The 17,364-nt window shown below is 72.3% G+C and carries 15 protein-coding genes; 8 read left to right on the top strand and 7 right to left on the bottom strand.

The genetic code is table 11. From position 1 onward, the window contains the following. Positions 1-20 precede the first annotated feature (20 nt). A complete protein-coding gene (locus J2X46_RS07670) occupies positions 21-785 on the top strand; it encodes an isocitrate lyase/phosphoenolpyruvate mutase family protein (RefSeq protein WP_310248835.1) in 765 nt (254 codons plus the stop codon). A gap of 101 nt (positions 786-886) precedes the next feature. On the opposite strand, the gene J2X46_RS07665 is transcribed toward J2X46_RS07670, so the two are convergent. Beyond that, the gene (locus J2X46_RS07665) at positions 887-3,193 is read right to left on the bottom strand and encodes an MMPL family transporter (protein WP_310248832.1); all 2,307 of its coding nucleotides are present in this window, start codon (positions 3,191-3,193) and stop codon (positions 887-889) included. A gap of 53 nt (positions 3,194-3,246) precedes the next feature. After that, the gene (locus tag J2X46_RS07660) at positions 3,247-3,834 is read right to left on the bottom strand and encodes a helix-turn-helix domain-containing protein (protein ID WP_310248829.1); all 588 of its coding nucleotides are present in this window, start codon (positions 3,832-3,834) and stop codon (positions 3,247-3,249) included. Positions 3,835-3,974: 140 nt separating this feature from the next. Between J2X46_RS07660 and J2X46_RS07655 the strand changes: the two genes are divergently transcribed. Together J2X46_RS07655 and J2X46_RS07650 are read left to right on the top strand one after the other, a co-directional pair. Continuing rightward, the gene (locus J2X46_RS07655; protein ID WP_310248826.1) at positions 3,975-4,370 is read left to right on the top strand and encodes a PLD nuclease N-terminal domain-containing protein; all 396 of its coding nucleotides are present in this window, start codon (positions 3,975-3,977) and stop codon (positions 4,368-4,370) included. Between the two features lie 11 nt (positions 4,371-4,381). Continuing rightward, entirely contained in the window at positions 4,382-6,091 is a 1,710-nt protein-coding gene (locus J2X46_RS07650; RefSeq protein WP_310248823.1) for a fumarate hydratase, read from the top strand. A 16-nt stretch (positions 6,092-6,107) separates the two neighbouring features. Here J2X46_RS07650 and J2X46_RS07645 read toward each other — a convergent pair whose 3' ends face one another. Then, positions 6,108-7,091, bottom strand: a complete 984-nt coding sequence (locus J2X46_RS07645; protein ID WP_310248820.1) for a hypothetical protein — start codon at positions 7,089-7,091, stop codon at positions 6,108-6,110. Between the two features lie 126 nt (positions 7,092-7,217). Then, on the bottom strand, positions 7,218-8,087 hold the full coding sequence (locus J2X46_RS07640) for a MerR family transcriptional regulator (protein WP_310248818.1): 870 nt from the start codon (positions 8,085-8,087) through the stop codon (positions 7,218-7,220). An 83-nt stretch (positions 8,088-8,170) separates the two neighbouring features. Between J2X46_RS07640 and J2X46_RS07635 the strand changes: the two genes are divergently transcribed. Next, entirely contained in the window at positions 8,171-8,836 is a 666-nt protein-coding gene (locus tag J2X46_RS07635; protein WP_310248815.1) for an HNH endonuclease family protein, read from the top strand. On the opposite strand, the gene J2X46_RS07630 is transcribed toward J2X46_RS07635, so the two are convergent. Then, on the bottom strand, positions 8,833-9,636 hold the full coding sequence (locus tag J2X46_RS07630; RefSeq protein ID WP_310248812.1) for an alpha/beta hydrolase: 804 nt from the start codon (positions 9,634-9,636) through the stop codon (positions 8,833-8,835). The two genes, J2X46_RS07635 and J2X46_RS07630, sit on opposite strands and share 4 nt — an antisense overlap. Positions 9,637-9,672: 36 nt before the next feature. Here J2X46_RS07630 and J2X46_RS07625 point away from each other — a divergent pair, with 36 nt between their 5' ends. Next, positions 9,673-10,350, top strand: a complete 678-nt coding sequence (locus J2X46_RS07625; RefSeq protein WP_310248810.1) for a hypothetical protein — start codon at positions 9,673-9,675, stop codon at positions 10,348-10,350. Positions 10,351-10,357: 7 nt separating this feature from the next. Here the strand turns inward: J2X46_RS07625 and J2X46_RS07620 are convergent, their stop codons facing one another. Next, entirely contained in the window at positions 10,358-12,250 is a 1,893-nt protein-coding gene (locus J2X46_RS07620) for a penicillin-binding transpeptidase domain-containing protein (RefSeq protein WP_310248807.1), read from the bottom strand. Between the two features lie 64 nt (positions 12,251-12,314). Here J2X46_RS07620 and J2X46_RS07615 point away from each other — a divergent pair, with 64 nt between their 5' ends. Next, the gene (locus J2X46_RS07615; RefSeq protein WP_310248805.1) at positions 12,315-13,421 is read left to right on the top strand and encodes an aromatic ring-hydroxylating dioxygenase subunit alpha; all 1,107 of its coding nucleotides are present in this window, start codon (positions 12,315-12,317) and stop codon (positions 13,419-13,421) included. On the opposite strand, the gene J2X46_RS07610 is transcribed toward J2X46_RS07615, so the two are convergent. Further along, the gene (locus J2X46_RS07610) at positions 13,394-15,490 is read right to left on the bottom strand and encodes an acetate--CoA ligase family protein (RefSeq protein WP_310248803.1); all 2,097 of its coding nucleotides are present in this window, start codon (positions 15,488-15,490) and stop codon (positions 13,394-13,396) included. The genes J2X46_RS07615 and J2X46_RS07610 overlap by 28 nt on opposite strands. Before the next feature lie 68 nt (positions 15,491-15,558). Here J2X46_RS07610 and J2X46_RS07605 point away from each other — a divergent pair, with 68 nt between their 5' ends. Both J2X46_RS07605 and J2X46_RS07600 read left to right on the top strand, forming a co-directional pair. Continuing rightward, positions 15,559-16,251 carry a TetR/AcrR family transcriptional regulator gene (locus J2X46_RS07605; RefSeq protein WP_310248801.1) on the top strand — a complete coding sequence of 231 codons (693 nt, stop codon included), beginning with the start codon at positions 15,559-15,561 and terminating at the stop codon, positions 16,249-16,251. Next, positions 16,251-17,363: a spermidine/putrescine ABC transporter substrate-binding protein gene (locus J2X46_RS07600; protein ID WP_310248798.1), complete on the top strand. Its 1,113-nt coding sequence runs from the start codon at positions 16,251-16,253 to the stop codon at positions 17,361-17,363. The genes J2X46_RS07605 and J2X46_RS07600 overlap by 1 nt, the downstream gene beginning before the upstream one ends. Position 17,364: the final 1 nt, after the last annotated feature.

The raw sequence follows: 17,364 nt of genomic DNA, 5'->3' as shown, positions 1-17,364 counted from the left end.
CGCCGTGGCAGCCTCGGACCATGGACATCGCCGAGCGCGCCCGCACCCTCCTCGACCTCCACCACACCGGCACCACGCTGGTCCTGCCCAACGTCTGGGACGCCTGGTCGGCCCGCGCGGTCGCCGAGGCGGGCTTCGCCGCCCTGAGCATCGGCAGCCACCCGCTCGCCGACTCGCGCGGCCAGGGCGACAACGAGGACATGACCCTCGACGACGCCCTCGACGGCGTACGACGGATCTGTGGGGCCGTGCCCGACACCCCGGTCACCGCCGACCTGGAGTCCGGCTACGGCACCCCGGCCGCCGAGCTGGTCGAGCGAATGCTCGACGCCGGCGCGGTCGGCCTCAACATCGAGGACACCGTGCACTCGGAGGGCGGGCGGATGCGTTCGTCGGCCGAGCACGCCGACTACATCGGCGCGATCCGGCAGGCCGCCGACAGCGCGGGTGTCGACGTCGTGATCAACGCCCGCACCGACGTGTTCCTCAAGAAGGGCCAGTTCGACGACCCGGTCGGCGAGGCCGTCGCCCGCCTCCGCGCGTGCGAGGAGGCGGGTGCCCGATGCGTCTACCCCGTCGGCGTACCGGATGCGGCGTCGCTCGAGGCACTGCTCGCGGCACTCTCGGGTCCGGTCAACGTCATCGCCAACCCGCGCCAGGGCTCAGCCGCCGGATCGCTGGAGGACCTCCAGGCGATGGGCGTGCACCGGGTGACCTTCGGGCCGCTCCTCCAGCGGGAGCTGGCCCCCGACCTCGCCGCCCTCGTCGCGCCCTGGAAGAAGTGAGCGTAGAGACGACAGTGTGGTTCTCGTGACGTGCCATCCACGTCACGAGAACCACACTGCGGCCAGAGTCCCCGGATATCCGGGGATTCCCCAGGACGGCCTCAGCCGACCAGCTCGGGCTCGCGCTCCTCGCGCCACTGCGCGGTGGCGTGGCCGCGCTCGAGCGACTCGCCCTCCACGTCGATGACGGGGAGCAGCCGGTCGAGCCAGCGGGGCAGCCACCAGGCCTTCTCGCCGAGCAGGTAGAGCAGCGCCGGGACCAGCACCATCCGCACGACGAACGCGTCGAACAGCACGGCCGCCGCGAGCGCGAAGCCCATCGACTTGATGATCGGCTCGTCGGTGAGCATGAACGCCGCGAAGACCGAGGTCATGATCACCGCCGCGGCCGAGACGACCCGCGCGGAGTTGCGGAAGCCGTCGACGACCGCCTCGCGCATCGACGCGCCGTGGACGTGTGCCTCGCGGATCCGGGTGACGAGGAAGACCTGGTAGTCCATCGCGAGGCCGAAGACCACGCCGATCAGGAAGATCGGCATGAACGACACGAGCGGTGCACCCTCGACGATCCCGAACATGCCCTCCTGGAAGACCAGCACCGTCGCGCCGAGGGTGGCCAGCACCGACAGCAGGAAGCCGAGGGTCGCGGTGAGCGGCACCAGGATCGAGCGGAAGACCAGCATCAGCAGCAGGAACGCCAGGCCGATGACCACCGCCAGGTAGATCGGCAGCGCGTCAGCTAGCTTCTCGGAGACGTCGGCCTGGATCGCGGTGATGCCGGTGACGCCGGTGGTCGTGCCGGACTTGGCCTCGATCCCGGCCTGGCCGTCGCGCATCTGGTGGAGCAGGTCCTCGGTGGCGACCTCGTCGGCCCCGGTGCTCGGGGTGACGAGCACCTGCGCGCCGGTGCCGTCCTCGTTGGTCATCACGACCTGGGCGTTGACCACGCCGTCGAGTCCGGCTGCCCAGTCGACGACCTCGCCGAAGGCGGCGCCGCGGTCGGCCTCGTCGACCTCACGGGCATCGACGACGACCATCAGCGGACCCTGCCGGCCGGGACCGAAGCCCTCGGCGACCAGGTCGGCGGCGCGACGCTGGGTGGTCTCGGGCGAGGACGTGGAGTCGGTCGGGAAGGCCAGGTGCAGGTCCTTGACCGGTACGGCGAGCGCGCCGAGGCCGACGACGACGAGCAGGATGGCGGCCACGGGTGCGCGACCGACCAGGCGGGCCCAACGGACGCCGTTGTTCAGCACCCGGCCGCGCTCGTCGCGCGTCGGGCGGTAGCGGCGGATCCGGCCGCCGAAGGCCTTCGACTTCAGCATGCCCAGCACGGCGGGCAGAAGCGTCAGCGCGACGAGCACCGCGACGAACACGGTGCCGGCGGCCGCGAGGCCCATCGTGGTGAGGAACGGGATGCCGACGACCGACAGCGCGGAGAGCGCGATGAGGACGGTCAGGCCGGCGAACACCACGGCGGACCCGGCGGTGCCGGTCGCGATGCCCATCGCCTCGGCGCGGTCGTCGGTGTGCTCGAGCTCGCTGCGGTAGCGGGCGAGGATGAACAGGGCGTAGTCGATGCCGACCGCGAGGCCGATCATGCTGGCGAGCATCGGCGTGCTCGACCCGATGTCGAAGAAGGCGGTGGCGCCCACGACGCCGAGCAGGCCGGTGCCGAGGCCGATCAGCGCGGTGATGATCGGGATGCCGGCCGCGACGACGGAGCCGAAGACGACCAGCAGCACGACGACGGCGACGGCGATGCCGATGAGCTCCGACGAGCCGCCCTCCGGCATCGCGACCAGGCCGGAGCCGTTGACCTCGGCGGTGAGCCCGCCGGCGTTGGCCTCGGCCACCGCGTCCTTGATCGCGTCGACGGTCGCAGGCTCGACGTCGGTGACGGTGTCCACGTCGAGGACGTAGCTGATGGTGCCGATCCGCTCGTCGTCCGACAGCGGCGACAGCGCGTCGAAGTTCGCCCGCGCCTGGTCCTCGTCACCGCCGGCCTCGACGACGGCGTCGACCATCTGCTGCTCCTGGCCCGCGGCCGCGGTCACCGGGTCGACGATCGTCTCCGCGGCGGGCGCCTGCGGGAGCTCGGCCAGGTCGGCGACGAGCGCGTCCACCCGGTCGGCGTACTCCTCCTCCGTCAGCGTGTGCCCCTCGGGCGCGGCGACGACGACGGTCACGCCCGCCTGGTCCATGGCGTCCGCGGCGTCGGGGAAGAGCTCTTCCTGGAGGTCGGCGGCCTTCTCCGACGGGATGCCCGGGATGGAGAAGGCGTCGGTCATCGGCTTGCTGATGGCGGTGGCGGTGAAGCCGACCGCGACCAGCGCGACGAGCCAGGCGGCGATGAAGGCGTACCAGCGCCGGTAGGCCGTGCGGCCGAGGCGGTGGAGGAGTCGAGCCATGGGTGGTGTGTCCCTCGTTGGTGTTGGTGTCGGTGGTGCTGGGCGTGGGGGGGTCAGCCGAAGAGGCGGCGGACCGTGGCGATGCCGGTGACGATGAGCTCGGCGAAGTCCTGCTCGGGGTCGTCGGCGAAGGCGGTGACGGCGACCTCGCAGACGCCGCCGAGCACGGCGATGGCGACCTGGACGTCGCGGGCCGGGAGGTCGCCGCCGGGGCGCTGCACGGCGACCTCGACGAGGCGCTCGACGAGCCGGCGCATCCGCTCCTTCAGCGTGATGAGCAGGACCGGGTTGGCGTGCACGATGCGGTCGAAGCGCTGGATCGTGGCGAGGTCGACGTCCTCGTTCTCGAGGATGGCCAGCACGAGCGCCTGGAGGTCGTCGATCAGGTCGCCGCTCGGGCCGCCCGCGCGGAACGCGTCCATCGCCTCGTCGGGCAGCACGACGTCGGGGCCGAGCACGGCGTCGACCTTGCTCGGGAAGTAGTTGAACAGGGTGCGGCGCGAGACGTCACACGCCTCGGCGAGCTCGTCCATCGTGAAGCCGTCGATGCTGCCGCGCTCGTCGGCGAGCCGCTGGGCGGCGTCGACGATCCGCAGCTCGGTGCCGCGCCGGCCGCGTCGCTGGATTGCACTATCAGTCACATAGTGCAGTTTTGCACTCTCGGCCCAATGGTGCAAATCGGCGATGAGCGCCGTACACCGTGTGACCGCGCTACGCTGCCGCCGCGACGGGTGGGGCCCGTCGTCCGCGGCCCCGGCAGGGCCGACCTGCGGGGGTCGTCGTGATTCGGTTGCTGTTCTTCCTGGTGCCGCTCGTGCTGGGGATCTTCTGCCTGGTCGAGGCCATCTCCGCCCGCGACGACGAGGTGCGCAACCTCTCGCGCGTGTGGTGGATCGTGCTGATCCTGTTCTTCCCGTTCGTCGGCTCGATCGCGTGGCTCGCCGCCGGGCGACCGGTCCGCACGCCCCGGCGCCTCGGCCCCCACGAGCGAAGCGCGAGCGCGTTCCCGGAGTACGACCGCCCCGGCCGCTTCGCCGCCGCCGACCCGGCCGCCGACGAGGAATTCCTCAAGAAGGTGCGCGAGCGCGCCGAGGAGCAGCGTCGCAAGGCTCGCGAGGAGAAGCTGCGGCGCGAGGCCGACGAGACCGGCTCCGGGGAGTCCGTCGACCCGGCGTAGCATCGGCAGCCGTGACGACCGCTGAGTTCCGCTACTCCGACCTGCTCCCGACCGCCGGCTCCAACGGTGCCGAGGAGACCCCCTACCGGCTCCTCACGACCGAGGGCGTGTCCACCGTCGAGGTCGACGGGCGCACCTTCCTCAAGGTCGAGCCGGAGGCGATCCGGCGGCTCACCGAGGAGGCGATGCACGACATCAGCCACTACCTCCGCCCCGGTCACCTCGCCCAGCTGCGCAAGATCATCGACGACCCCGAGGCCTCCGGCAACGACCGCTTCGTCGCGCTCGACCTGCTCAAGAACGTCAACATCTCCGCCGGCGGCGTGCTGCCGATGTGCCAGGACACCGGCACCGCGATCGTGATGGGCAAGAAGTCCGAGGGCGTCCTCACCGGCTCCGACGACGGCGAGGCGATCAGCAAGGGCGTGTACGACGCCTACACCCGCCTCAACCTGCGCTACTCCCAGCTCGCGCCGCTGACGACGTTCGAGGAGAAGAACACCGGAACCAACCTGCCGGCGCAGATCGAGCTCTACTCGACGCCGGCCAAGGACGTGCCGGAGTACAAGTTCCTCTTCATGGCCAAGGGCGGCGGCTCGGCCAACAAGTCGTTCCTCTTCCAGGAGACCAAGGCCGTCCTCAACCCGACGCGGCTGATGGAGTTCCTCGACGAGAAGATCCGCTCGCTCGGCACCGCGGCCTGTCCGCCGTACCACCTCGCGGTGGTGATCGGCGGCACGAGCGCGGAGTTCGCGCTCAAGACCGCGAAGTACGCCTCGGCCCACTACCTCGACGACCTGCCGACCGAGGGCTCGATGAGCGCCCACGGCATCCGCGACGTCGAGCTGGAGGAGAAGGTCTTCGAGCTCACCCAGTCGTTCGGCATCGGCGCGCAGTTCGGCGGCAAGTACTTCTGCCACGACGTGCGCGTGGTCCGGCTCCCCCGCCACGGCGCCTCGTGCCCCGTCGCGATCGCGGTCTCCTGCTCCGCCGACCGGCAGGCGCTCGGCAAGATCACGCCCGACGGTGTCTTCCTCGAGCAGCTCGAGACCGATCCGGCGCACTACATGCCCGAGGCCGGCATGGCCGACGACATCGCTGGCGGCGAGGTCGTGCAGGTCGACCTCAACCAGCCGATGGCCGACATCCTCGCCCAGCTCTCGCAGCACCCGGTCAAGACGCGCCTCTCCCTCACCGGCCCGCTCGTCGTGGCGCGCGACATCGCGCACGCGAAGATCAAGGAGCGCCTCGACGCCGGCGAGGAGATGCCGGAGTACCTGAAGAACCACCCGGTCTACTACGCCGGCCCGGCCAAGACCCCCGAGGGCATGCCGTCCGGCTCGTTCGGCCCGACGACGGCCGGGCGGATGGACTCGTACGTCGAGCAGTTCCAGGCCGCCGGCGGCTCGATGGTCATGCTCGCCAAGGGCAACCGCTCCAAGCAGGTCACCGAGGCGTGCGGCACCCACGGCGGCTTCTACCTCGGCTCCATCGGCGGCCCCGCCGCCCGCCTCGCGCAGGACTGCATCAAGTCCGTCGAGGTCATCGAGTACGAGGAGCTCGGCATGGAGGCGGTCTGGAAGATCGAGGTCGAGGACTTCCCCGCCTTCATCGTCGTCGACGACAAGGGCAACGACTTCTTCACCGACCCCTCCGGCGCCGTCACCGTCCCGCTGAGCTCTTTGACGGCGGCCGGCATCCGGGTGCGCTCCGCCGAGTAGCCCTCTTCGGCACGTGTTACGAAGCGGTCGTCCCAGCGATCGGATCGTCACACGTCCCGGCCTGCGGGCAGCCACGGTCGCGGAGCGCACGGATGACCTGGGCGAAGAAGTCGTCTGCCGCCACCCGCAGGCCGAGCAGCGGCATCCGGAGGACGACGTCGGACTCCAGGCTGATGTCGTTCTGGCGCAGTGCGTCGCTGACGACGTTCGCCGCCCATGAGTGCTGGATGCCGTCGATCTCCACGACGACGCCCCACTCCTCCCAGTACACGTCGAGGTAGTAACGGCCGTCCTTGCCCTTGCGGACGACCTGTCGGCTCGGCTTCGGCAACCCCCGCCTGCGGCACTCGGCGGCGAACTCGGCCTCACTGATGGAGCGCACCCCGTCGATGAGGTCGAGGACGGCGTTGTGGAGCAACGTACGCCGACGGTGCCGGTGCACACGAAGGAGCGAGGTCCCGATCCGCTCGGCGGTGGTGAGCCCTTGCTGGACGGGCATGGTCAGGAGCAGGACCGCCTGCTTGTCGGACGCCGCCCACAGAGCCGCATGGACCGCGGCGACGTCCGGCCGAGCCCGGGGAACTCCTGTCCGTACGACGGCGCCGGGTGCGTACCGCCGCGTGCGGACAACGCGCAGCCCCGGCGCAGACCTGGACCGCGCTGCCATCGGGACGCTCACCCTCATCACGTCGCACGTGAATCCGGTCAGGCCCTCTGCGATGAGCGCGGACGCGCCGTCGAGGTAGGCCTGCGGGCCGCCCTCGAGGACTGCTGCCCACTGGCTCCCGAGATCGGACAACGGCCCGGTGTGCACTGCGACGACCTGCGTGTGCACGCGCCGCCAGCGACGGGCGGACACCTGCGCCGTGATCTGCGAACGGGTGACGCCGTACGCCCGCAGCTGGGCCAGGCTGACGACCCCGCCCTGCTCGCCCGCGGTCGCGACGGCGCGCGCAACCCGCTGGGCGCGCAGCCTCCGGAGCTCTGCGGGGTCATCCATCCTCCGAGCGTCGGCCCACCAGCCGACCGCTCACCAGAGGGGGCGTGCGATCTGTGGAGGACCGCCCGTCGGACGTGTTGCGAAGCGCTCGCTGCGACGTACGCATCGCAACACGTCCCGGGAGGGTCAGGAAAGGACCGACGTCAGCTCGTCGGCGAGGGCCGCGGCGGCGGCGCCGGCGCGGTGGCCGAGGTGGCGGGGGCCGGCGACCTCGGCCTGGTGGGCGCCACCGAGCAGGACGGGGGTCATCGGCAGGAGGGCCTGGACGGCCTCGCGCACGGCGGGCAGGTCGTCGGCGGTGGGCGCCGCCAGCACGACCGCGGCCGGTGCCAGCAGGCGCACGGTGTCGACCCAGGCGTCGAGGGGCAGGTCCCCGCCGAGGTACGTCACCGCGATCCCGCGCGAGCGCAGCACCGTGGCGAACGCGAGCACGCCGATCTCGTGGCGCGAGCCGCGGGCCAGCCCGGCGACCACGCGCGGCCCGCCTCGGGGACCGGCGGGCAGGGTCTGGAAGACGTGCGCGAGCCGACGGTGCACGGCGGCGGTGACGAAGTGCTCGCCGGCGACGGTCACCAGACCGCGCTGCCACGCCGCTCCGAGGCGCACCATCGACGGCAGCAGCCAGTCGTCGACGACCGACGCCAGGTCGGGCTGGGCGAACGCCTCGGCGAGCGCGTGCTCGAGCCGCGGCACGTCGAAGTCCTCGGCGCACGCGGCGAGGTCGTCGATGCGGGCGGCGACGGTGACCTCGTCGTCACCGAGGCGCGCGGTCGCGGCGGCGACGTCGTCGACGATGCGCCGGGCGGCCTCGTGGGGCGCCCAGCCGGCGTCGACCAGCTCGCGCATCACGCTGAGGCGGCGGACGGCCTCGTCGTCGTACAGCCGGTAGTTGCCCTGCGTGCGCTGCGGCGCGACGAGGGCGTAGCGCTGCTCCCAGCTGCGCAGCGTCTGCCGCGGCACGCCGGTGAGCTGTGAGGCACGGCCGACCGTGTACACGCCACGACGGTAGACCCGCAGGACCGTGCAGTGCAGGAACTTGAGGGTTCCCGTGCCGAACCTGCGAGCACAGGATGAACGCCATGATCTCTCTCGGGCGGGTCCTCGCGACCTCGGCAGGCACACTCCTCCTCTCCGGCACCCTCGTCGGCCTCACCGGAGGCTCGGCGCACGCCGACTCCACGTGGAGCGGCACCCTCTCCTCCGGCATCTCCTCGATCGCGGTCGGCACGGAGAACCGCACCGGCTACTCGCGCGACCTGTTCAACCACTGGGTCGACGCCGACGGCGACGGCTGCGACACCCGCGAGGAGGTGCTCATCGCCGAGGCCGAGGACGCACCGACGGTCGGCTCGGGCTGCAGCCTGTCCGGCGGCCGCTGGTACTCCTACTACGACGGCGTCTCGCAGACCTCGGCCTCGGCGCTCGACATCGACCACATGGTGCCGCTCGCGGAGGCCTGGGACTCGGGTGCGCGCACCTGGTCGGCCGCGCGCCGCGAGGCCTACGCCAACGACCTCGGCGACACCCGCACGCTGGTCGGGGTCACCGCGTCGCTCAACCGCTCCAAGGGCGACCAGGACGTCGCGGAGTGGCTCCCGCCGATCAACCAGTGCCGCTACGTCAAGGAGTGGGTGGCCGCGAAGATCCGCTGGAGCCTGACCGCCGACTCCGGGGAGATCGGTGCGCTGCAGCAGGTCGCCGGCGGCTGCACCGACTCAGCGATCACGGTCACCGTCGTGTCCTAGCGGGACAGCGTCGCGAGCACCTCGGGCCAGTACGCCACCAGCGCCGCGAGGTGCGTCGTCGCCGGTCGGACGGTGACCTCGACGTCGGCGAAGCCGCGGACGAAGTCGTCCGCCCCGGCCCGGTCGTCGAGCTCACCGAACCACACCCGCACGGGGCAGCGCACCTGCTCCGGACCGTAGGTCCACGGGCGCGACATGGTCGCCGCGTCGCGGAGGTACGCCGCCGGGTCGGCGAGCGCCTCGCGCACCGAGGCCGCGACCTCGGCCGGCGTCCGCGTCGCCACCAGCGCGGCATCGGCCGTCGGCAGCATGGTGAGCCACCGCGCGGCGAGCGCGTCGTCGTCCGGGTCGTCGGGCGTGACCTGCGCACGCCAGGCCAGGAACTCGGGCGCGAACGCGCGCTCGAGCTCCTCGACCGGCTCCTCGCGCGTGCCCGGCGGCTGGGTGGACACCAGGCCGAGAGCCGTCACGCGGTCGGGGTGCCGGGCCGCGCAGGCGACGGCGTACCCACCTCCGACGGACATGCCGAGCACCGCGAAGCGGTCGTGGCCCAGCTCGCTCGCCACGCCGGCCAGGTCGTCGGCGACACTCGCGTGCGTCGAGGGGTACGACGTCGAGTCGCCGTAGCCGGGCCGGCTGACGCACAGCAGCCGAACGCCGACCTCGCGCGCGGCCGCGTCGCCGGTCATCGCGACGTGCCGGGTGTCGGGGCACCCGTGGAGGACGGCGACCAGCGGGCCGTCGGGGTCGCCGCCGAGCCAGCCGTGCAGCACCCTGCCGTCCGCCGCCCGCCACCGCATGCCAGCAACCTAGTGGCCGTTGGCAGGATGGGCGCCGTGGACAGTCCCGAGACCGTCGAGATCGCCCGCGCCGAGACCGAGCGCGGCGACGTCGTGCTGCGCAGGCGCCCGTCGCCCGCGGGAGCCGACATCCTCGAGCTCCGGGTCAACGGCGTCTTCGTGATGGACACCCTCGAGACCACCAGCGAGATCGAGCTCGCCGCCCAGGCGCTCGAGCTCGTCGACGAGCCGACCGCCGTGCTGATCGGCGGCCTCGGCCTCGGCTTCACCCTCCAGCGCGTGCTCGCCGACCCGCGGGTCGAGCGGGCGGTGGTCGTCGAGATCGAGCAGCCGCTCATCGACTGGATGCGTGGCGGCACGGTCCCGCACGGCCCGTCGATCCTCGCCGACCAGCGCGCGACGATCGTCAACGCCGACATCGCGATGGCCATCGCGGAGGCGCGCTCGACGTACGACCTGGTCCTGCTCGACGTCGACAACGGCCCGGGCTACCTCGTCCACCAGTCCAACGAGGCGGTCTACGAGGAGCAGTTCCTGCACCGGTGCCGCGACCTGCTCTCCCCCGGCGGGGTGCTGGTGATCTGGTCGGGCAACGAGGCCCCCGAGCTGCTCTGGGCGATGCGCGAGGTCTTCGGGTCGGCGGAGGAGCAGCGGCACGACGTGCTGCTCCAGGACCGCCCGGAGGGGTACTACCTCTACCTCGCCCGCCGCTGAGACGCGCTCAGCGCAGGAACGCCTCCAGCACCGGGCCGGCGGTCTGCGAGCCCGACGCCCCGGTCTCCACGAACACCGCGACGGCGAGGTCGCCGCGGGTGGCGATCATCCACGCGTGGGTGGGCAGCTCGCCGGCCGCGTCGGGCTCGCCGTACTCCGCCGTGCCCGTCTTCGCACCCACCTCACCGGGTACGTCGAGGAGGAAGCGCCCCGGCCCGGTGGTCACCACGGCCCGCATGAAGCCGCGCAGCGTGCCGGCCTCCTTCGCGGTCAGCGGCTGCTCGGGCGGGGTCTGCTCCACCTCGTGCGCGGGCAGCAGGACCGGCAGCACGGCGTGCCCGGCGGACACGGACGCGGCGACGGTCGCCATCGCGAAGGGGCTGGCGAGCACGGTGCCCTGGCCGATCAGGTCGGCCGCGGCGCCGGTCTCGGTCTCGGCCGGCGGCACCTGCCCGAAGTAGACGGGGAAGCCGAGGTCGTGGTCGGTGCCGAGCCCGAGCGCCTGCGCCGCCTCGGTGAGGTCGCCGGGCCGGACCCGGTCGGCGTTGCCGATGAAGGCGGTGTTGCAGGACTGGGCCACGGCCTGGGCGAGGGTGATGTCGCCGAGCGAGGAGGACGGGTAGTCGTCGTAGTTCTTGAACGAGCGCCCGTCCACGACGGTCGTCGCCGGGCACGAGACCCGGGAGTCGGCCTTGAGCCCGCTGCGCAGGAGGGCCAGCGAGCTGACCACCTTGAAGGTCGAGCCGGGGGCGTACTGGCCGGTCGAGGCGAGGTCCGCACCGTCAGCGCCGACGCCGTTGGCGGTCGCGAGGACCGCGCCGTCGGACGGACGGATCGCGACGAGCGCGGCCGCGGGAGCGTCGTCACCCAGCGTGGCGAGCGCGTCCTCGGCCTTCTGCTGCAGGTCGGGGTCGATGGTCGTGACGAGGTCGGTGCCGTCGACGGCGGGCACCTCGAAGAGGGTGCGCAGCTCGTCCTCGTCGTCGCGCGCGACCACGGCGGTGCCGCGGGTGCCGGACAGCTGCTCGTCGTAGCGGGCCTGGAGGCCGGACAGCCCGACCTCGTCGCCGGCGACGATGCGCCCCTCCGACCCCTCGACGATCTCCGCTGTGGCCGGGCCGACGCGACCGAGCAGGGCGGCGGCGAACTCCCGCGTCGGCGCCAGCGGGAGGGAGTCGCGCACGGCCAGCGCGCCGCGGACCTTGCGGAAGGCCGGCAGCACCTCCAGGGCGTCGTCCTCGCGGAGCACGACCGCCTCGACGAAGGCGTCCGGACCCATCGCCTCCGCGCGCTCGACGTACGCCTTCACGTCGATGTCGAGGATCCGGGCGATCTTCCTGGCGTTGCGGGCGACCTGTGCTCCCTCGACCTTCGTCTTGTCGAGGCCGTATCTCAGCACCGGGCGCTGGGTGACGAGCACCTCGCCGTCAGCGCCGGAGATGTCGCTGCGGATCGGGGTGAGGGTGCGCAGGCCGAGGGTGTCGCCCTCGGCGAGGTCGGGGACGAGTGCGTCGGGAGCCCAGTCGACCTGCCAGCCGGACTCGGCACGGGTGAGCGCGACGGTGGTGTCGTACTCCCACGGCGTGGTGTCGGTGACGTCCCACCGCCAGGCCAGCGTGGCGGTTGCCTCGGCGTCGGTCGCGTCGGCGTCCTCGGGCTCCTCGACGCCGGCGACCTCGACCGCGACGGGCACCTCGTCGAGCGGCGACACCAGCTCGGTGAAGGCGTCGCGGTCGGCCTCGTCCGTCAGGGGTACGTCGTCCAGCGTGAGGCCCGAGAGGGCCGCGGCGAGGTCGTCGACGACGGCGGAGGCGGGGTCGGCTTCGTCGCCACCGAGCACCGAGCAGGCCGAACCGACCCCCACGAGCACGACGGCGATCCCGAGACGAAGGGGTCGCATGCGCACATCATGGACTGTCCCGCCAACATCGACGGGATCAACTGACTGACTGTACAGTCAGCGTATGCCCCCTGAGCCGATCCGCTCGACGCTGCCCGGACCCGCCTACCACTCGGCGGAGGACTACGAGCGGGACCGCGAGAAGGTCTTCTTCCGGAGCTGGATCTATGTCGCACGGGCCGAGCGGATGCCGCGGCCGGGCTCGTGGATGCGCTTCGAGATCGCCGGCGAGTCGATCCTCGTCGTGCGCGGCAAGGACGAGCAGCTGCGCGGGTTCTACAACGTCTGCCGGCACCGCGGGTCGCAGCTGTGCGACGACGAGCAGGGAGAGGTCCGCACCCACCTGCGGTGCCCCTACCACGCCTGGGGCTACGCGCTGGACGGCACGTTGGTCACCACGCCGATGATCGAGAGGGACGAGATCGACCGGCCGTCGACCTCGCTGTGGCCGGTGCGCGTGGACGTCTGGGAAGGCTTCGTCTTCGTCAACCTGTCGCGCGAGGAGCCGCCGACGCTGCTCGAGTCGCTCGCCGACCAGCAGGACGAGCCGCTCGCGCTGGCCCGGGTCGGGCTCGCCGAGCTGCGGATCGGGCACGTCTCGACCGTCGACGTCCGGGCCAACTGGAAGATCGTGCTCGAGAACTACAACGAGTGCCTGCACTGCCCCACGATCCACCCCGAGCTGATGGCGGTCGTGCCGGCCTATCGCAAGGGCAGCGTCTTCGAGGCCGGTCGTGACGACGGCGGGGTCACCCTCGCCGACGGCCGCACCAGCGTCGCCGCCGACCCCCGGCTGCGGCTCCCCCTGCTCCCGGGGCTCAAGGGCCAGGAGGGCCCGTCGGCCTACTTCGGCGCCGCCGTCTACCCGACGATGTTCCTCGACGTCGACGGCTCCACGGCCCTGGCGACGGCGGTGTTCCCGACGGGTCCGCAGAGCTGCCGCCTGGTCACTGAGTACCTCTTCAGCCCCGAGGCCTTCGACGACCCCGGCTTCGACCCGCAGCCGGTGATCGACTTCAACGAGCTGGTCACCCGCCAGGACAACGAGGCCTGCGAGCGGGTGCAGCGCGGGGTGACCTCACGCGCCTTCGACCACGGGGTCTTCCCGGCCAAGGACAGCTGGGTCCACGCCTTCGACCAGCGCTACCTGCGCGACGTCGAGGGCGACTGAACCAGCACCACGCGCGCATCGAGGGCGAGGACACCACTCGGCCCGGCGAGCACCGGGTTGAGCTCGAGCTCGGCGACCTCCGGGTGGGACGCCGCGAGCACGGAGACCCGGACGACAGCGTCGGCGAGGGCGTCGAGGTCGACCGGCGCGCGCCCCCGGGCGCCCCGCAGCAGCGGCGCCCCGCGCAGCGACAGCAGCAGCTCGCGCGCGATGTCCGCGTCCGCCGGGGCGAGCGCGCAGGCGGTGTCGTCCAGCACCTCGGTGAACACCCCGCCGAGGCCGACCATCACGACGGGGCCGAACCGTGGGTCGCGCACGCTGCCGATGATCAGCTCGACACCCCCGTCGACGTCGGCCATCGCCTCCACCGACACGGCCGGCGGGTCGAGCCGCGCGACCAGGTCGTCGTACGACTCGAGGGCGGCGTCGCGCGACTCCAGCCCCAGCACGACACCCCCGCCGTCGGACTTGTGCAGCCGTCCGGTGGCCTTGAGCACGACGGGGTACGTCATCCCCGGCGCGGCGAGGGCGGCGTCGAGGCCGGCGCGGTCGATCACCGACACCGAGACCGGGAACGCCACGCCGGCTGCGGCCACCACCTCGCGCGCGGCGTCGTACGACGTCTCGGTCACGGCAGCCGCGACCGGAGGGACTGCGAGCGGCCGGACCGTCGTCTCGCGCAGGCCTGCGAGCACCGCGCAGGCGCGGTCGACGTCGCGGTGCACCGGGATCCCCGCGGCCCGCAGCACCAGCATCGAGGGACTGTCGGGATAGATGGTCTGCACGACCAGTGGCTTGTGCTGCGCCACGACGGCCGCCGCCATGGCCTCAGCCGCTGCGACCTCCGGCCCGGCGAGGTCGGTCTCCTCGGTGGAGTAGCCGCCGAAGTAGCCGGTCAGCAGCACGCCGTCGACCTCCGGGGACTCGAGCAGCACCGCTACGGCGCGGGCATAGCTGGCGACGTCCTGCTCGCCGGCGCCCGCGAGGTCGACCGGGTTGGTGACCGTCGAGTGATCCCACAGGTCGGCCGCGAGCGCGGTGGTCGTGGGCTCGGTCAGCACGGGGACCTCCAGACCCACTGCCTCGAGGGCGTCGGCCGCGACGGCTCCGTGGCCGCCGCCGTCGGTCACGATGGCCGTCCGGCGCCCCGCGCAGCGACGCGGTGCCCGCAGGGCGGCCAGCAGGTCGGCCATCTGCGTCGGGTGCTCGACCCGGTGCGCCCCGACGGCGGCGCAGGCCGCGTCGACGACGGCCGAGGAGGTGGTCAGCGACCCGGTGTGCGACGCGGCGCCGCGCACCGCGGCGTCGGTGCGACCGGGCGCGAGCAGCACGACCGGCTTGCCGGCCTCGCGCAGCGCCCGGGCCGCGGCCAGGAACGCCGGTCCGTCCACGACGTCCTCGGCGTAGATCGCCACCGCACGGGTGCCGTCGTGCCCGATGCAGGAGCGCATGAAGTCCACGACCCCGAGGTCGGCCTGGTTGCCGAGCGAGACGAACCGGGACACCCCGAGCCCCCGGTCGGCCAGCAGCCCGGCCAGGTCGAGCACGAGGTTGCCGCTCTGGCTCAGCACCGCCACGTCCCCGTCGGGCAGCACCGCATGGGCGAGCTGCAGGGACGTCGTGGTGTCCGCGATGCCGAGGCAGTTCGGCCCGACCAGCAGCGCGCCCGCTGCCCGGGCGATCGCCAGCGCCTCCTGCTCGACCAGGGCACCCTCGGGCCCGGCCTCCGACAGGCCGGCCGTGATCGCCACGATCGCGCGGGCACCGGCGTCGACCGCGTCGCGCACCGCTGCCACGAACCCCGCGACCGGCACCGACAGCACGACGAGGTCGAGCGCGGCGCCGTGGTCCCTCGCCGCGACGGCGGCCGAGACGTGTGCGGGCCGGCCGAGCACCTGCCCGCCGCGGCGGTTGACCAGCAGGACCTCGCGGTCGCCGCCGGCCGCGAGGGCGCGCCGCGCGAGCACGTTGCCCCACTTCGCGGTGTCGTCGCTGGCTCCCACGATCGCCACGCTGCGCGGGGAGAACAGGGCGTCGAGCGCCGCGGCCGGTGCCCCTTGACGCCTCACCCGAGCGACCCTAGCATCGGCTGACTGACTGAACAGTCAAATCTTTCCGCGGAGCAATGGGGAGCCCGATGCCGCCAGGACCCACGACCGGCACCGACGCCGGGGAGGGCCTCAACCAGCGCGAGCAGGCCGCTGCCGACGCCCGCTCCCGCATCCTCGCCGCGGCAGCGACCTGCATCGTCCGCGACGGCCTCGCCAAGGTCCGGATGGCGGCGATCGCGCGCGAGGCCGGGGTCTCCTCGGGCCTGCTCCACTACCACTTCGACACCAAGGAGCTGCTGTTCGGCGAGGTGCTCGCCTACTCCCACCGGGTGTCCACCGAGCTTAACGACCGCGCGGTCGCGAGTGCCGGCGCGGGCCCGGCGGCCCGGCTCTCGTCCTTCCTCGACCGCTGCCTGCCCAGCGACGAACGGCTGCGGCACGAGTGGATGCTCTGGCAGGAGCTCGCCCTGCTCTGCATCCGCGACCCGCACCTGGCGAAGGTCGGGCAGGACGTCTACGAGCTGCTCTACGGCACCGTCGAGGACATCCTCCGCGAGGGCGTGGAGCGCGGCGACTTCACCGTGCGCACCGGCGTCCGCGAGCTCGCCGAGACCGCGGTGGCGCTGACCGACGGCCTCGGTGGGCGGGTGCTGGCCGGCGACCTGGGGCTGGCCGAGGCGCGCACGGCGCTCACCACCACGATGGGCATCCTCGTCGGGCTCGACGAGCCGCTGCCCGAGGCTGCCCCGTTCGCTCCCCCGCCCACGGACGAGCAGTGATGCGCGCCAGCCGGCGCGGCGTCCTCGCGGGCGGCCTCGCCCTGGGGGTCACCACGCTGCCCGGCTGCGCCTACATCCGCGACGACGTACCCACCAAGGTCGAGCTGCCCACCTCCGCCAAGGCGAAGGTCGACGGCGACCTCGTCTACTTCAACTGGGCCGACTACCTCGCGCCGAGCGTGGTCAAGGGCTTCCAGGAGGAGTACGGCGTCAAGGTGATCGAGTCCAATTACGACTCGATGGAGGGGATGTACGCCAAGCTCGCCGCCGGCAACCAGTACGACATCGTCTTCCCGATCGCGAAGTGGGTCGTCAAGCTCCGCCAGGAGGGCAAGCTCCGCGCGATCGACCCGGCCCAGCTGACCAACGCCGATCAGGTCTTCTGGTCGGGCTCCTACTTCAACGACCCGTGGTACGACCCCGGCTCGCAGGCCTCGGTCCCGTTCACGGTCTACAAGACCGGCGTCGGCTGGCGCACCGACAAGGTGTCGACGATGACGAACAGCTGGCAGGACCTCTGGAACGACCAGGCGCGCGGACGCATCTTCACCCTCGACGACCAGGACGAGGCGCTCGCGATGGCCGCGCTGAGCCTGGGTTACGACGTGAACACCGCCGAGCCGTCGGAGCTCGCGGACATGAAGGACCTGCTGGTCAGCCAGAAGGAGTACCTCCGGGCGTACTCCTCCGACGACATCAACAACATGATGGCCGGCGACGCGTGGGTCCACCACATGTGGAGCGGCGACTTCCTCTACCTCCGGCAGGGCCTGGCCGACGACCCGACGATGTTCGACTTCGAGTCGCCGAGCGAGGGCGTGCCGATCAATTCCGACGCCTACGTGATCCCCACCAACGCCCGGCACCCGGGCACGGCGATGCTCTTCATCGACTGGCTGCTGCGGCCCGAGAACGCGATCAAGAACATGAAGTACCTCTACTACCCGTTCCCCGTGAAGGACGCGCTCCCGGCGTTCGCCGACCTGGCCGCAGACGTGCCGGCCTGCAACGTCGAGATCTCCGACCTGGAGAACGAGAACGTCTTCCGCCTCCTCGGCACCGACGAGGTCCAGCGCCGCGCCGCGGTGTGGACCGCGGTCAAGGCGAGCTGAT

Origin of the sequence: Nocardioides sp. BE266, assembly GCF_031457855.1 — a bacterium.
Taxonomy (GTDB): Bacteria; Actinomycetota; Actinomycetes; order Propionibacteriales; family Nocardioidaceae; genus Nocardioides.
The sequence above is the reverse complement of the archived record's forward strand: the minus strand, read 5'-3'. Positions and strand labels throughout refer to the sequence as shown.

Bases quoted from the DNA above. Each gene is read 5' to 3' on its own strand.
- J2X46_RS07670 (WP_310248835.1), top strand. From the start codon at position 21: ATGGACATCGCCGAGCGCGCCCGCACCCTCCTCGACCTCCACCACACC.
- J2X46_RS07665 (WP_310248832.1), bottom strand. From the start codon at position 3,193: ATGGCTCGACTCCTCCACCGCCTCGGCCGCACGGCCTACCGGCGCTGG.
- J2X46_RS07645 (WP_310248820.1), bottom strand. From the start codon at position 7,091: ATGGATGACCCCGCAGAGCTCCGGAGGCTGCGCGCCCAGCGGGTTGCG.
- J2X46_RS07635 (WP_310248815.1), top strand. From the start codon at position 8,171: ATGATCTCTCTCGGGCGGGTCCTCGCGACCTCGGCAGGCACACTCCTC.
- J2X46_RS07630 (WP_310248812.1), bottom strand. From the start codon at position 9,636: ATGCGGTGGCGGGCGGCGGACGGCAGGGTGCTGCACGGCTGGCTCGGC.
- J2X46_RS07620 (WP_310248807.1), bottom strand. From the start codon at position 12,250: ATGCGACCCCTTCGTCTCGGGATCGCCGTCGTGCTCGTGGGGGTCGGT.
- J2X46_RS07615 (WP_310248805.1), top strand. From the start codon at position 12,315: ATGCCCCCTGAGCCGATCCGCTCGACGCTGCCCGGACCCGCCTACCAC.
- J2X46_RS07605 (WP_310248801.1), top strand. From the start codon at position 15,559: ATGCCGCCAGGACCCACGACCGGCACCGACGCCGGGGAGGGCCTCAAC.
- J2X46_RS07600 (WP_310248798.1), top strand. From the start codon at position 16,251: ATGCGCGCCAGCCGGCGCGGCGTCCTCGCGGGCGGCCTCGCCCTGGGG.